We start from the raw sequence: 14,452 nt of genomic DNA on the forward strand, positions 1-14,452 counted from the left end.
TTTATTTAGGTAATGTAAATTTAACTTTTTTACCTTGTGAAATATCTTTAGCTTCTTTATTTCTCATAGGTCCTAACTCAATCTCAAAGCTTTTGTCTTTCCAAATCTTTTCATACTGCTCTTGATCTAAAATATATACTTGTAGTAACTCTCCGGATGTTCCTGTTTTGACTGAAGCATTATAGTCATAATTTAATAGCATACCTTCATTAATCGTATATTGTGTACCATCATTCACTCTTAATGTAGAGCTTATAGGAGATAGTGAAACGTCTTGAGCATCTTTGTTATCAAGCTTGAATTTTACTGTTAACAGAACAAGACCGTTTTTAAAATTTGCAAAGCGTGGAGCTTCGACGGAATTTGGTGTGAATTGAGTGAATTGGTATCCGTCTAATGTAACATTAACAGCGCCTAATTCTTGGCTGTTATTAATACTTGATTTCTCTTTTAACATTTTTTTATCGCCCATGTTATTAGCTGTAGCTTTATCTTGGTAGAAAGTGTTATCTGTTGCAACCTTTTCAGCACCTTGTTTGTTTAAACTTAATGAAAAGCTTCCAGGACTTCCGATTGGAGCATCAAATTTTCCTTTATTAGCTTGTGCAGTTGGGACTGTGACTGAGACTGTTGAGAGACTTGAGATTTTCGCTAGATCATCTTTTCCGAATGGATACGCGATATAACCAGAAATAGTTTCCCCTGCTTTTACTAAGTAATCATTCGTTGGAGCAAGCTTAGTTGGTAGCTGATCTTCTTTTGGAATTAAATCTTTATAGTTACTATACGCTTTCTGCGCACCAGTAAATGACATGTCCAATGCTGGCATATAATAAATATCTTTAGCTGAACTATTTTTTACGCTGTAGTTCACAAGAATAACTCCGCCCTCTGTTTGACGATTAAACGGAATGTCGAAGTTTGTATGGAATCCATTTAATTCAACTAATGTGTAACCGTTCATTGATACTGAAACATCTTCAGCTTTATACACTTGTGGTTCCTTATTTTCAAAAAGAACTTTTGTTTTACCACCTGTTTCTTTTTCCATATAGGAAATCAGCTTAGAGTAATTGCTTGAGCTAGTAGCTGTATTTTCAGGCTTTTTATCTTCAGTTTTTTTATCTTCGGATTTTTTTTCTTCAGGTTTATTTTCTTTCGTTGTATCCGTTTTTTCTGTTTTGCTTTCTTTTGTTGTATTTTCTTTTTGTTCTTTATTTGTCGTATCGCTTTGACCACAGCCAGTTATTACAAACGCTGCTACGATTACTGTAGAAAATAAAGAAAGTAATTTTTTTGACATGTTTCTTCCCCCTATTTGTTTAAAACTAGTTGAGTCTGTATAATCAGACCGTTTTCAACTCTCACATTAGCCCCACATTTTATTATAAAAAATGTAGCCAGTATTTACCAGTGTTTTTCTAATTATTTTAATTATTTAGTTATTGTAATATATTAAAATTAGTGGAAGATCGCCATGGAATATCGATTTTTATTTTTTTATCATTTGAAATATTACATCATATTGGTATGATAGAAATAGAGATATATGGAAAGGGGACAAGGACTTAATATGTGGATGAGCTTGTAATGATTAGAAAATAGATAGATAAATTTTTCTCTCATAAGTGAGGGTTTATTTAGTTATCTGTAAATCATTCAAGGACTGCATATTTGGCTTGTACATCCCTTTTGTAAGGATAATGTGTAGGGAAATTCATATCTCTTATATAAAGTATGCGTCCTTTAAATTGGAGGAGTATATGATGAATCAATTAAAAAATAAAATAGCAGTTGTTACAGGTGTAAGTCGTCTAGATGGTATAGGCGCAGCGATTTGTAAAGAATTAGCTGGAGCAGGATATGATATATTTTTTACGTATTGGACAGCGTACGATAAAGAAATGCCTTGGGGCGTTGATCAAAGTGAACAAACACAATTAAAAGAAGAGTTACTAAAAAACGGTGTGAAAGTATCGAGTATGGAGTTAGATTTAACTCAGAATGATGCACCGAAAGAGCTTATAAATAAAGTTACTGAACAACTAGGCTACCCCCATATATTAATTAATAATGCAGCGTATTCTACAAATAATGACTTCTCTAATTTGACTGCTGAAGAATTAGATAAGCACTACATAGTAAATGTTCGTGCAACTACATTGTTAAGTAGTCAATTTGCCCGAGGATTTGATAAGAAATCTGGTGGTAGAATTGTGAATATGACGTCGGGACAATTTCAAGGGCCTATGGTTGGAGAGCTAGCGTATGCAACAACGAAGGGAGCTATTGATGCCCTTACGAGTTCGTTGTCAGCTGAAGTCGCCCACCTAGGTATAACAGTGAATGCAATTAATCCAGGTCCAACTAGTACAGGCTGGATGACTGAAGAGATAAAGCAAGGATTAAAGCCGATGTTTCCTTTTGGTAGAATTGGTGAGCCGAGGGACGCGGCAAGACTCATTAAGTTTTTAGTAAGTGAAGAAGCAGAATGGATTACTGGACAAGTTATTCATTCTGAAGGTGGATTTAAAAGGTAAAAAGAAGGTATCTCACCCTAGTGAGATACCTTCTTTTTTAATCTTTCTTCAATCTTCGTGCAACACTATTTCCTAAAGACTGCAACCCTTGAACGAGGATAATTAAAATAAAGACTGTTGCATACATTACTTCAGGTTCGTAGCGTAAGTGCCCGAATCGATATGCTAAATCACCAAGACCACCAGCACCTACAAGTCCAGCCATTGCTGTTGCGCCAATTAAGCCGATTGTTGCGATTGTTAACCCAAGTACAAGGGAGGGACGAGCTTCTTTCACCATAACGTGCCAAATGATTTTTATAGTAGAAACGCCCATCGCTTGATAAGCTTCAATAACACCACGATCCACTTCTAATAAAGCTGTCTCCATTAATCGTGCAATATAAGGGGCCGTGAATACGACAAGTGGTACGATGACACCTTGCACACCAATGGATGTTCCCATTAGAAACTTTGTAAAAGGTAAAATAAAGAATAGTAGAATAATAAATGGAAGAGAGCGAATAACGTTAATAATTGTATTAAGAATTGGATAAATGATTTTATTTTCGTGCTGTCCACCAGGTCTCGTTAAAACAAGCGTGACGCCAAGTGGTAGTGCAATAAGGATAGAGATGAATAGTGAAATAGATGTCATTTGAAATGTTTGAATGGTTGCTTCCCATATGACTTTACCCCATTCATCCAAAAAGGACTTGTTTCCCATAATCTATTCTACCTCCTTCTACGATGATCCCTTGCTCTTGTAAAAATGATAAAGCACGGTCTATTTCAGTTTTTTCACCTTGCATATGAATAATCAGTTTCCCATATGCTTCATGTTTTAGCTGTGTAATATTACCGGATAAAATATTCGGATACACTTGAAAGCGCTTTGTAGCGATAGCTAACGCTGGTTCGCCAGAAGAGTTCCCTATAAATGAAAGTGTTACGATTTCACCGGTTCTTTGTAGCTCTTTCTGTACGTCTTCAGGAATCTTCGCTGCAAATGCACTATTTACGAATTTTTTTGTTGTTGCATGTTGTGGGTTTGTGAATATATCCTTCACAGTCCCGCTTTCAACTACTGCTCCATGTTCCATAACAGCAACTCGGTCACATATACGCTGGATAACATTCAATTCATGTGTAATTAATAAAATTGTGATCCCGATTTCTTCATTAATCTTTAATAATAGGTCGAGAATAGATTCAGTTGTTTCTGGATCCAAAGCACTCGTTGCTTCGTCGCTTAATAACACTTCCGGTTCATGTGATAGTGCACGTGCAATGGCAACACGTTGCTTCTGGCCGCCAGAAAGTTCGCTCGGATATGCATCTTTTCGGTTAAAAAGATCGACAATACGTAAATACTTTTCTACCCTTTTTTCAATTTCATTTTTGGGAAGACCAGATAGACGTAACGGTAATGCGATATTTTCATAAACTGTCACAGTTTTAAGTAAGTTGAATCCTTGAAAAATCATTCCGATTTTTTGTCTCGATTTTGCTAGTTCTTTTGCTGATAAAGTTGTTAAGTCTTGGCCGTTTAGAATGATATTTCCTGTCGTTGGTTTTTCTAATAAATTTACACATCGAATTAATGTACTTTTACCAGCGCCACTATATCCAATGATTCCAAATACTTCGCCCTTTTTTACTTGAAGGGAAGTAGGTTTAAGAGCTTCTACATTCCCTTTTTTTGTTGTAAATACTTTGGATACATTTTTTAATTCAATCATTATCGTCAGCTCCTACCAAGATGGTAAAACTGAACCATCAAATTTTTTCTCGATAAATTCTTTTACTTCTTTAGATTGATAAGCTTTCTTTAATTTATTTACAACAGCATCATCTTTATTTTCAGTACGAACAACAACCCAGTTTACATATGGTGAATCTTTTCCTTCACGGAAAATAGAATCTTTCGCAGGGCTTAATTTTGCACCTAATGCAAAGTTTGTATTAATTGCAGCTGCTTTCACTTCACTTAGTTGTGTCGGTAATTGAGATGCCTCTAATTCAACAATTTTTAATTTCTTTGGGTTTTCAATTACATCTTTCGCAGTCGCTTTTTCTGTAGCCTTTGGATCCACTTTTAAAACGCCTGCTTTTTCAAATAGTTTTAAAGCTCGAAGTTCATTCGTTGGATCATTTGGTACAGCGATTGCGTCGCCCTCTTTTAAGTCTTTTACATCTTTTATGTCTTTAGAATATACGCCCATAGGGAATGTTACTGTTGAAAATACTTCAGTTAATTTCATATTGCGTTCAGCTTTAAATACGTCTAAATAAGATTTCGTTTGATAGCTATTTACATCGAGGCTTTTTTCATCTAAAGATACGTTCGGTGCTACATAATCATTAAATACTTTTACATCAATTTCGAGACCGTCTTTCGCTGCCACTTCTTTTACCTTTTCAAAAATTTGTTCATGCGGTCCACCCGTTACACCGACAGTAATCTTTTTCTCATCTAATGCTTTTACCTCTTTATCAGAATTAGCACCACATGCACCTAACAATAATACCGCTCCACTTACAATGCTCAATAATACTTTTTTCATCTATAGTTCCCCCTTCATATACGTTCCAAAATAAAAAGCACCTCTCAAAAATAAGAGAGGTGCCGAATAGACAAAATAGGTTCCTCTCTTATCTTCCAAAACGAAAACTCGTTTTGCAGGAATTAGCACCTTAGCTTATACGTCATAAGCTCGGTTGCCGGGCATCATCGGGCCAGTCCCTCCGCCACTCTTGATAAGAGTATGTGTATGTAGTTTTTTAATATGGTACTAATAGTAAATCTTACAAATAGAATTGTCAATATTATTTTCTGAATATATTTTATTTTAAGGTAATGGAAACATTCCCTTTTTTATGTCCCTTTTCCACATGCATATGAGCTTCAGCAATTTCTTCTAATCGGTAAGTTCTATCAATAACGGGCTTTAGTTTTTCCGTTTCGACTAGTTTTTTTAATAGAATCATATCCTCTTTACTTACCTTGGCCATCATTCCATTAACAGATACATATTTTCCATTGGATGTTAATGTATTTGTACAAAGGGATTTTTTATACTTCCCAACTGCATCAAATATAATATCGTAGCGCTCGCCCGGCTTAGTAAAATCTTCTTTCGTATAATCAATTACTTTATCGGCTCCTAAAGATTGAACGAGTTCAAAATTTGAATTACTACAAACAGCCGTAACGGTCGTACCGAAATATTTAGCAAGTTGTACAGCAGCTGTTCCTACTGATCCGGAGGCACCATATATGAGCACTTGTTGCCCTTTTTTTATACGGCCCTTTCTCAGGAAATGCAATGCTGAAGTTCCACCAAAAGGAATAACTGCCGCTTCTTCATACGTCACATTGGTAGGTTTTAATGTTATTAATCCACTTTCATGTACACATGTATATTCAGCATAAGCACCAGCATGAAGGCCAGTTAATGCAAAGATAGGATCTCCCTCTTTAAATTGAGTTACATCTGTTCCTATTTCTTCGATTTCACCGGATAACTCTACGCCGAGTATAGGGTTTCTCGGTTTTCTGAAACCTAATATGATCCGCATAGGAATCCAAAATAAGAGGGGACTATTAAAACCGCGTATTCTACAATCTCCAGTCGATACACTTGTTGCGTGAATTTTAATTAATACTTCGTTCTTTTTAGGTGTAGGTTTCTCTATATTTTGAAGCTGAAGAACGTTAGGTGGTCCATACTGTGTGCAAATGATCGCCTTCATAATGACCTCCTGAAATGAGTTATTGTTATTTACATCATATTTAAAACCTTCATTAAACATGTCGCTATATAGCGAATATAGATTAAAAATTATATAGATTTCATAGGAAAAGAGGTGATATTATTTTGGGAAAGGGGGCGACATTATGAAAAAAATTATTTTTGTTTCAAGTTTAGTACTTGCAATCAGTCTAGGGGTAGGGTGTAGTAATGAGAAAACAGCAAAGACGGATGAACCGAAAAAAGAATCAGTTCAAAAAGAAAAAGAATTAGCAGCGAAGGATGTTTTCAAGAAAACGAACGAAGCTTTTAAAAATGAAGAGCATGTAACGATGACATATGGTGTAGGGGTAAAAGCTGAGGGAACAGAGATGGATATATTAAAGGCTAAGATGCAATTAGAGCCAAAGACAAAGAATTCTCGTTCTGAAATGAATATTTCCGGTACAGATGTTGTAGTGTATACTGTGGATGGTAAAGTTGCTGGTGAGGTAAAAAACCCTAATACAGGAGAAGTTATAACCGTACCAGAGGAGCAATTAAACGCTGGTGGAATGAAAGCGACTCAAGATATTATAGATAAGTTAGAAGTACCAGCGGTAGTTTTAGATAAAATGAAGATGGAGAAAAGCGGAGATAAATATAAACTGAAATTTACATTAAAAGGGCAAGAAACAGAAAGTATGTTAACTAGCATGGATGAAACACAGAAGAAAATGTTACAAGCACAAAATGCGAAGATAGAAGAAGTGGATGCAGAATATATCATTACAAAAGATTTTAAATATGAATCAGCAAAGATAGACATGATTATGAGTAGTAACGGCAAGGATAAAGTACACATTATTACGAACGCAAAATATACGTCGTACGAAAAGTTTGACCCAATACAATTGCCGGCAGCAAAGTAATAGTTTTGATGAGGGGGGACCTAAAATAAGGTGCCCTCTTTTTTGTATACTTTCTTCATAGGAAAATAGGTACAATATGAAGAGGGAAAACTGTAGAAGAGGAGAGTGTCATTTGAAAAAAAGAAAGATAGCGGTGGTCATTGTGGCTTATACAGTGTTGCTTGCAACATCTGTAAATACATATAAAGAGCAACTAAAGCACCCTATTATGAGCGATGTAGGAAAGTTGCTTCCGACGAAAATTAAACGTGTTGAAAATGCTGAGGATGAACGTTCATTAAAACAGGTAGTGAAAGATGCAAATACTTCCGGAGAGAAAATTTCCATTGCAGGTATGCAACATAGCCAAGGAGGACAGACGTATTATCCGAACGGCACGATGCTTGATATGAAGGGGTATAATAAAATATTAGAATTTGATCCGGAGGAGAAGAGGATTAGGGTGCAAAGCGGTGTCACATGGAATGACATTCAAAAGAAAATCAATCCATATGGTCTTGCGGTTCAAGTAATGCAATCTCAAAATATTTTTACTGTTGGTGGTTCATTAAGTGTGAATGTACATGGGCGTGATATTCGTCATGAAGCATTGATTGATACAGTAGAGTCATTCAGATTGTTAATGGCAGATGGTACGGTACGTAATGTAAGTAGAGAAGAAAATGCAGAGCTATTTCCATATGTCATAGGTGGTTACGGGTTATTTGGTGTCATTTTAGATGTGACATTAAAGTTAACTGATGATGAATTATATGAAATGCATACGAGAATGATAGATTATAAAGAATACACATCTTATTTCAAAGATAAAGTGAAAAGAGATGAAAATGTTCGTATGCACTTAGCCCGTATTTCTGTTGCCCCCAATTCATTTTTAAAAGAGATGTATGTGACAGATTATACATTGGCGAAAAATCAAAATATGAGGGAAGAGTACAGTGAATTAAAAGAGGAAACTATTATAGCTGCACCGAAATTTTTACTCGGATTATCCCGTTATAGCGATTGGGGAAAGAATACATTTTGGGATATACAAAGAAGTTATTTTGAGCGTACAGATGGAGCGTATGAGACGCGAAATAATGTTATGAGGTCAGATAGTGCCTTTATGGAATATGAAAATCCGAATAGAACAGAAGTGTTACAAGAATACTTTGTGCCTATAGATTTCTTCACGGAATACATAGATGATTTACGTAACGTATTAAATGAAGAAGAGTTTAATTTGCTCAATATTACGATTCGTTATGTGGAAAAGAATGAAAATGCAGTTTTATCCTATGCGAAAGATGATATGTTTGCGCTAGTTCTTTTAATTAACCAAGGACGCTCAGAGGGTGAAATAAAGAAAACAGAAGATGTCATTCAGAAAATGATTGATGTTACTTTAAAACATAATGGTAGTTATTATTTACCGTACTATTCGTATCCAACGAAGGAGCAGTTAAAGAGGGCATATCCTCGTATAGAAGAATTTCTTCAGAAGAAAAAAGAAGCGGACCCAAAAGAGAGATTTGTGAATTTATTTTATAGGGAGTATACGAAATGACATATAGAAGATTTGTAGCGTCACAAAGCATAATTATGATGGCGGGAAGTATGGTATTTCCTTTTTACATTCTATTGCTTCGGAATGTTGGGAATAGCTTCTCGCAGTTTGGCTGGGCGTATGGCTTATTTGCTTTAACTTCAGCACTTGTATATCCATTAGTAGGAAAGATGTCTGATCGAGTAGGCGATCAAAAATTATTAATTATATATGCTTGGTCCATGGCAATATTAATGCTTTGTTTCCCGATTGCCACGGAAGTCTGGCATGTGTATATTCTTCAAATTGTAATGGGAGTTTTAGGTGCTGTGCAGCGTAATACCGAGAAGACGTCGTTAGCACGAAAGGTTGTGCAAGAAAATGCTGGTTATGAGATTGGAAAATATCATGTGTGGACATCGATTGGAGGAGCAATAGCAATTATTGCAACGGGATATTTAGTAGATTTCTTTACGATTGGCACCATTTTTTATATTGCATCTATCTTATATGTAGTGAGTGGGATTGTATTAAGTAGTAAAAAAATATAATCATCCCCATTTTTACCTGAATACCCTTTATTTGTTATACTAAAAGGGAAAATAAAAGAAAAGGGGACATTGCCTTTGATGAAATTTTTAATTTTAGCTATTCTCACTTTGTTTTTGATTCCATGGACAAGAAGCGGTAGTAAACTTCGAGCAGTGGATAAGAAAGGGGATGAGAAGGTTGTAAAGGGTAAGAAATCATCCATTTTAGTTATTCCTGTATTATTTTGGATAGGTATTGCAATCTATGAATATCTTTGGCTAATCGATGATCGAGCAGATTCGATTCTTACTCATTATGCCGTTGCAGTAGCAGTTTTAATTGGGCTTGTTTTATTTTCACAAAATCAAATAGGGAAATTAGAAGGTACGTTAAAGGGACTTCTAATGTTTGTTTTACTCGCAAGTTACGGCTATTTTGGTTATTTACACGATATAGTAATCACGCAAAAAAAATATGATTCTGTTGTGAAGATCGAGAAAGATATTTCAGAGCCGTTTACTGAAAATGATCAACCGTTTACAGTGCCGCCAAAGACAGCGGAGAATAAAATGAAAAAAGTATTTGGGGATATTCCGAAAGTAGCTTATTTTGAGCTAGGGGAATTAACGCCACAAATGGTAAATGGTGAGGCTTTATATGTAGCACCGATTGAAGTTTCAGGCTTTTTTAAAGCACGTAAAGCTGAGACAATTCCAGGGTACGTAACGATGTCAGGTACGAATCCTGATGCGGAAGCGAAACTGCATCTTGGTTATAAAATGAAATATGTGCCGAGCATGTTCTTCGGGAATAATTTAGAGCGTGTTGTAAGGCAAGCAGAACCAAATCTAATCTTTAAAGGGAAACCTAAATTTGAAGTGGATGATAAAGGGAAACCGTATTATACAATGACGTATGGGGAATTTATTTCAGGAAGATCTGGATTTGAGGTAGAGGGCGTTGTAGTAGTAGATGCACAAACAGGTGAAGTGAAAAGATATGATAAAGGAAAAGCGCCTAAATTTGTTGATGGTGTATTAAATCACGAGACCGCATCTACATTAAATACATACTTCGGTAAATATATTCACGGATTTTGGAATACGAAATTCTCGCAAACGGATATGAAGATTCCGACTGAGTGGGGAACGAAAGAAGGAGTTACACCAATTTTCGGTAAGGATGGAACGTTATATTACTTTACTGATTTCACCTCTCCAAAAGAGGGAGTAGATTCTGCGTTAGGTTACTCGCTTATCGATGCGCGTACAGGTAAGTTGTATTACTATAACGGAAAAGAAGTGAAGGGGATTATGGATGGTTCAGCTGCTTCGGAAGTAGTGGATAATTCCTTTAAGAGAGAGAAATGGCATGGAACGATGCCGGTTATTTATAACGTGTATGGTAAACCTTCTTGGATTGTACCTGTTATTGATGACGGGGGATTAGTACGTGCTCATACAGTTATCTATGCTTCTAATGCGAAAATATTTGCAACAGGTTCGACGCAAAAAGAAGCGCTTGAGAATTATAAAAATGCGCTGAGTGGAAGTGGAGATTCATTTAGACCGACTTCAAATGGTAAAGAAGCACAAAAAGAAGGCGTTGTACAACGTGTATATAAAGAAAAATCAGGTGAAAATACAATTGTGTATGTACTGTTAGAGAATGAACAAAAAGTATTTATGATACCGGTGAAGAAATTCCCATATGCTATGTTTACAGAAGTGGGAGATCCAATTCAAATCACATATTTAGATACAGGAGAGGCGATGTCTTCCGTATCTAAATTTACAAATAGCAATTTGAAAAAGTAAAGCGATAGAAATTCTATCGCTTTTTTTTACGGTATAAAACAGGAAAATGCACTATACTTGACGTATGTTTATGTTGTAACTATAATTGTTACGATTTAGTATTTATCGGAAAGGGTGAACGGAAAAAGTGAATGGAGTTAATCACGAAATATATAAACCTGTAAAGACAAATAGGTTATGGATGATTCTTGTATTAGGGACACTTACGGCGATTGGGCCATTATCTATTGATATGTATTTGCCTTCTTTACCAAAATTAACAGATGATTTACAAACAGGCGCATCTCTTGCACAGCTTACATTGACAGCTTGTTTGCTTGGGCTTTCAGTAGGACAATTATTTGTTGGTTCAATTAGTGACATTTATGGAAGGCGCAAACCTCTTATTATCGCTCTTATTATTTATGTTGCTTCTTCTTTACTTTGTGCTATTGCACCATCTATTTGGAGTTTAGTGTTATTGCGCTTCTTACAAGGGGCTTCAGGATCGGCCGGGATTGTTATATCACGTGCAATGGTACGTGACATGTATTCAGGTTCTGAAATGACGAAGTTTTTTTCACTGCTCATGTTAGTAAACGGAGCAGCGCCTATTTTGGCACCGATTATTGGGGGACAATTACTACAGTTCACAACATGGCGCGGTGTCTTCATCGTTCTCGGAGCAATTAGTGTATTCATGTTAATATCAGCTACTTTCGTATTACGTGAAACATTACCTCCTGAAGAAAGAGAAACAGGTGGTTTGTCAGGGACATTGGCGACGTATGGAAAACTGTTAAAAGATCGTTTGTTTATGGGATATGCATTATCACAAGGGCTAGTAACGGCGGCGATGTTTGCTTACATTTCGGGCTCACCATTTGTGTTGCAGAACATATACGGAGCATCACCACAGCAATTTAGCTTATTCTTTGCGATTAACGGTATCGGTATTATTATTGCTAGTCAGGTTACAGGCCGTTTAGCAGGGAAAGTGAATGAGAAAACGTTATTCGTTTCCGGTATTATTATTGCAGCTGTTGGTGGTTTATCTTTACTACTGACAATTGTACTAGGAATAGGTTTAATTGGTGTTTTATGTTCGTTATTCCTTGTTGTATCAAGTGTCGGGGTTGTATCAACAACTGGTTTCTCATTAGCGATGAGAAACCAGAAACAAGCTGCAGGAACGGCATCGGCTTTATTAGGTTTATTACAGTTCATTTCAGGAGCACTTGTTGCACCATTAGTAGGTATTGGCGGAAGCAATACCGCATTACCGATGGGGGTTGTGATAGCTCTTTGTGAAATTGGTGCTGTATTATGTTATCTATTTATGGCCAGAAGAAGTGAAAAGCAGTTTGAACTACAACAAAGACAAAATTTAGAGGCTTAACAAAAAAGAACTGATTCAAAGGGAATATTTGAATCAGTTCTTTTTTTCATTTCTTTGAAATACCTCATACATATTATTCATGATCGTATCATATAAAACAGCAAGTTTATCCCACACCCAGCGATTACTATCGACTTCTTTTTCCCCGCAGTCGATAATATCGGTATGGTCGGTAATTTTATACGCTTTTTTAACGATAATAGGAGCAATTTTCGGTATACGTGGGATTTCTTTTAAGATATCTGCGAAGTTTCCAATGTAGACATGACCGATGATTTCGATTGTTAATGATTTATCTGATATATTTAGCACGGTATGAAATTGATTTGTATGTTGTTGTTTTAAATATTGGGCTAACTTAAATGGAGCATGTTTCTTTTTTAATACGCGGCGAAGGCTCTCTGTATTTTCGATATGAAGTGATTTTTCACGAATAAGGACACGAATATCTTCTCCCATAAAAGGCATTGTGTTGTACATAGATGATTCTCCTTAAAAACTTACATATGTTTGCGTTATGCATATGTAAGTCTAGCATGGTTTGTTCTTTATGTGTGCTTACAGTTTTGTAAGGTGATGTAGTAAAGCAGTGCAAAAGTTATTTGTATAAAGTGACGATACTGTGACAAACATGTTGGTATATATGTTACGATGTCGTCTTAAGTGTAAAAAGTAGGATGTTCTCGGTATAATAACAAGTGGAGATAAAAGAAACTATAATGAGTAGTAGCTGTAGATAAAAGGAGAAGAAGAGATGAAGAAGGTTTTGGGTATTGCTGTAATGGGAAGTATGATCCTTCTAGCAGGATGTAATGGAAATAAAGATACGAAAGAACCGAAAGAAAAGGTAGAGCAATCTACTGAGCAAACAGAAGAGATGAAAGAATACCGTGCAGTACATGAAAAATACGATATGAAAATGAATAAAGAAATTAATAAAGCACTACAGTTATTTGAAGTGGCAAAAGAAAAGGGCGGTAAGGAAATAACGAATGCTACATATAAAGAAGATGTGCAAAAGGTAACGACTAGCATGTTAGAAGATATTGATAATATACGTAAAGAAATTCGTGTTCCAAAGTCGAAAGAGCAAGAACATGAGGTATACGCTGGTTTCTTGAATGAATCGGAACAAGCAATGAAAAAATTACAGAAGTTAGCTAAAGAAGAAGACTCATCATTGATTCGTGATATAGAAATTAACTTTGCAACAGCATCAACATACTATAAACGTTTTCAAGCAGAAACGAAAAAATAACCTTGCGTACGCGCAAGGTTATTTTTTCTTCTTACCATCTCCGTCTTCATCCTCGGATACTAATACATTTTGTTTTTCGTGAAATTCAGAGATTGTTTGTCCGGTAATATTATCGAATGGAGTATAAAAAGAAGTGATACGTTTCTTTTTAATAAAGAGTTTATCCCGCTATTTGCCGGGCAGTAAGACCCCCACCTCAAAGTTCAGTGAAAGCAAAGAAGTTAGGTAGGGGATCCACTGCCCCTAAAAGCCCGATTGGTTCAACTAATAATCAGTGGGGGATGCCCCCCACTGATTAAAGTTTCACTTTATAGACCCCGATGATGACAAGTATAACGATTGTTAATGGTAATCCTATAGTAGTAAGAAGTAAGGGATCCATCTTATAACTTCTTTAATATTATTTCTTTTTATTATAAGAGAAAACTGTAATTTCGATAAAATAAGCAAAAAACTGATTTTTCTAAATATATCCAATTTGATTGACTTTTCATTTTTTCAGAATTATAATTCAAAATATACAATTTGAACCAAATAATAATATAGCAATTTACTTATCCAGAGAGGTAGAGGGACTGGCCCTATGACACCTCAGCAGCGGGTTCTGTAACAGGAACACCGTGCTAATTCCAGCAAGCAAGTCTTGAAAGATAAGTGATGGGCCTTCGTTTATTAAGCCTTGATCTTATTTTTTAAGATCAAGGCTTTTTGTGTTTTAAGAAGCGGAAAAGTAATAGGAACAAATATGTCAATAA

At 35.7% G+C, this 14,452-nt stretch carries 14 protein-coding genes and 2 riboswitches; of the genes, 7 read left to right on the forward strand and 7 right to left on the reverse strand.

Annotated features, from left to right (window positions below; genetic code table 11):
* Nucleotide 1: 1 nt before the first annotated feature.
* The gene (locus RBB48_RS22860; protein ID WP_306008142.1) at nt 2-1,303 is read right to left on the reverse strand and encodes a DUF5068 domain-containing protein; all 1,302 of its coding nucleotides are present in this window, start codon (nt 1,301-1,303) and stop codon (nt 2-4) included.
* A gap of 460 nt (nt 1,304-1,763) precedes the next feature.
* Between RBB48_RS22860 and RBB48_RS22865 the strand changes: the two genes are divergently transcribed.
* Nucleotides 1,764-2,540 carry an SDR family oxidoreductase gene (locus RBB48_RS22865; protein ID WP_088609465.1) on the forward strand — a complete coding sequence of 259 codons (777 nt, stop codon included), beginning with the start codon at nt 1,764-1,766 and terminating at the stop codon, nt 2,538-2,540.
* A gap of 37 nt (nt 2,541-2,577) precedes the next feature.
* Here the strand turns inward: RBB48_RS22865 and RBB48_RS22870 are convergent, their stop codons facing one another.
* The 4 genes from RBB48_RS22870 to RBB48_RS22885 all read right to left on the reverse strand — a co-directional run bounded on the left by RBB48_RS22870 (nt 2,578) and on the right by RBB48_RS22885 (nt 6,275).
* A complete protein-coding gene (locus RBB48_RS22870) occupies nt 2,578-3,246 on the reverse strand; it encodes a methionine ABC transporter permease (protein ID WP_097891809.1) in 669 nt (222 codons plus the stop codon).
* The gene (locus RBB48_RS22875; RefSeq protein WP_306008143.1) at nt 3,221-4,261 is read right to left on the reverse strand and encodes a methionine ABC transporter ATP-binding protein; all 1,041 of its coding nucleotides are present in this window, start codon (nt 4,259-4,261) and stop codon (nt 3,221-3,223) included. Before RBB48_RS22875 ends, RBB48_RS22870 begins: the two co-directional genes overlap by 26 nt.
* 12 nt (nt 4,262-4,273) lie before the next feature.
* Nucleotides 4,274-5,086 carry a MetQ/NlpA family ABC transporter substrate-binding protein gene (locus RBB48_RS22880; RefSeq protein ID WP_087984969.1) on the reverse strand — a complete coding sequence of 271 codons (813 nt, stop codon included), beginning with the start codon at nt 5,084-5,086 and terminating at the stop codon, nt 4,274-4,276.
* A gap of 85 nt (nt 5,087-5,171) precedes the next feature.
* Nucleotides 5,172-5,286: riboswitch (SAM riboswitch) on the reverse strand.
* Nucleotides 5,287-5,366: 80 nt separating this feature from the next.
* Complete coding sequence (locus tag RBB48_RS22885) at nt 5,367-6,275, reverse strand: NAD(P)-dependent alcohol dehydrogenase (protein ID WP_087984968.1); 909 nt, start codon at nt 6,273-6,275, stop codon at nt 5,367-5,369.
* Nucleotides 6,276-6,420: 145 nt separating this feature from the next.
* Here RBB48_RS22885 and RBB48_RS22890 point away from each other — a divergent pair, with 145 nt between their 5' ends.
* From RBB48_RS22890 to RBB48_RS22910, 5 genes are all read left to right on the forward strand, one after another.
* The gene (locus RBB48_RS22890) at nt 6,421-7,185 is read left to right on the forward strand and encodes a hypothetical protein (RefSeq protein ID WP_097891800.1); all 765 of its coding nucleotides are present in this window, start codon (nt 6,421-6,423) and stop codon (nt 7,183-7,185) included.
* Nucleotides 7,186-7,297: 112 nt separating this feature from the next.
* Nucleotides 7,298-8,734 carry an FAD-binding oxidoreductase gene (locus tag RBB48_RS22895; RefSeq protein ID WP_097891797.1) on the forward strand — a complete coding sequence of 479 codons (1,437 nt, stop codon included), beginning with the start codon at nt 7,298-7,300 and terminating at the stop codon, nt 8,732-8,734.
* A complete protein-coding gene (locus RBB48_RS22900) occupies nt 8,731-9,264 on the forward strand; it encodes an MFS transporter (protein ID WP_048567287.1) in 534 nt (177 codons plus the stop codon). The genes RBB48_RS22895 and RBB48_RS22900 overlap by 4 nt, the downstream gene beginning before the upstream one ends.
* Nucleotides 9,265-9,342: 78 nt before the next feature.
* On the forward strand, nt 9,343-11,061 hold the full coding sequence (locus RBB48_RS22905) for a DUF3981 domain-containing protein (RefSeq protein WP_070169275.1): 1,719 nt from the start codon (nt 9,343-9,345) through the stop codon (nt 11,059-11,061).
* Nucleotides 11,062-11,188: 127 nt separating this feature from the next.
* Nucleotides 11,189-12,439 carry a multidrug effflux MFS transporter gene (locus RBB48_RS22910; RefSeq protein WP_001014693.1) on the forward strand — a complete coding sequence of 417 codons (1,251 nt, stop codon included), beginning with the start codon at nt 11,189-11,191 and terminating at the stop codon, nt 12,437-12,439.
* A 33-nt stretch (nt 12,440-12,472) separates the two neighbouring features.
* Here the strand turns inward: RBB48_RS22910 and RBB48_RS22915 are convergent, their stop codons facing one another.
* The gene (locus tag RBB48_RS22915) at nt 12,473-12,919 is read right to left on the reverse strand and encodes a hypothetical protein (RefSeq protein WP_000282867.1); all 447 of its coding nucleotides are present in this window, start codon (nt 12,917-12,919) and stop codon (nt 12,473-12,475) included.
* A gap of 274 nt (nt 12,920-13,193) precedes the next feature.
* On the opposite strand from RBB48_RS22915, the gene RBB48_RS22920 reads away from it, so the two are divergent.
* Nucleotides 13,194-13,697, forward strand: a complete 504-nt coding sequence (locus tag RBB48_RS22920) for a hypothetical protein (protein WP_000756533.1) — start codon at nt 13,194-13,196, stop codon at nt 13,695-13,697.
* Nucleotides 13,698-13,715: 18 nt separating this feature from the next.
* Here RBB48_RS22920 and RBB48_RS22925 read toward each other — a convergent pair whose 3' ends face one another.
* Nucleotides 13,716-13,850, reverse strand: a complete 135-nt coding sequence (locus RBB48_RS22925; RefSeq protein ID WP_097891821.1) for a DUF3951 domain-containing protein — start codon at nt 13,848-13,850, stop codon at nt 13,716-13,718.
* A gap of 398 nt (nt 13,851-14,248) precedes the next feature.
* Nucleotides 14,249-14,354: riboswitch (SAM riboswitch) on the forward strand.
* Nucleotides 14,355-14,452 lie beyond the last annotated feature (98 nt).

The sequence above is a fragment of the Bacillus sp. MMSF_3353 genome, assembly GCF_030733445.1.
Taxonomy (GTDB): domain Bacteria; phylum Bacillota; class Bacilli; order Bacillales; family Bacillaceae_G; genus Bacillus_A; species Bacillus_A wiedmannii.